General features: G+C 68.4%; 1 protein-coding gene. It reads left to right on the forward strand.

Annotated elements, in window-relative coordinates:
• The first annotated feature begins 85 nt into the window (after positions 1 to 85).
• On the forward strand, positions 86 to 478 hold the full coding sequence (locus C1I95_RS34350; RefSeq protein WP_111220281.1) for a VOC family protein: 393 nt from the start codon (positions 86 to 88) through the stop codon (positions 476 to 478).
• Positions 479 to 598: the final 120 nt, after the last annotated feature.

A 598-nucleotide genomic window follows, 5' to 3' on the forward strand; every position in this document is an offset into this window, starting at 1 on the left:
GGGCCGCCTCGGCCGATCCCACCAAGAAGCCCGCCACCGCCTCCTGATCCACTGAGGCACGCCTGGCTGCCGTTACATTACGTAGATGGCGGAGATCAAGGTCAGACTCGACCACTGCGTGATAGCGGTGAGCGACTGGGAGCGATCGACGAACTTCTATCGGGACGTCCTGGGAGCGGACGTCATCGACCACCCCGACGGTCGCGTCGCGTACCGGTTCGGCGACCAGCAACTCAACGTCCACGGGCCAGGTTCGGAACCCGGCACGCTGGTGGCGAGCCCCCCGGTGGCACCGGGCGGCAGCGATCTCTGCTTCGTGTGGCCCGGCACCGTCGACGACGCCATGGCCCACCTCGACCGCCAGCAGGTGCCGGTGGAGCAAGGTCCGGTGGTCCGCACAGGCGGGCGTGGCCGGGGCATGAGCATCTACTTCCGCGACCCGGACGGCTCGCTGCTGGAACTGATCATCTACGGGTAGCCACAACTGCCCGGACGCGGGCCGCCTGAGTGACTAGTGGGCTGTCCATGAACGTTCACCGGGTCGGTGACACGCCGGGCGGCGTCCACGCGGACCAGGCGGTAGGGGCTCACCCTCGAC

The organism is Micromonospora craterilacus (assembly GCF_003236315.1).
Taxonomy (GTDB): Bacteria; Actinomycetota; Actinomycetes; order Mycobacteriales; family Micromonosporaceae; genus Micromonospora; species Micromonospora craterilacus.

What these genes read in the sequence shown, in the direction of transcription:
- C1I95_RS34350 (WP_111220281.1), top strand. Translation starts at nt 86, where the DNA reads ATGGCGGAGATCAAGGTCAGACTCGACCACTGCGTGATAGCGGTGAGC.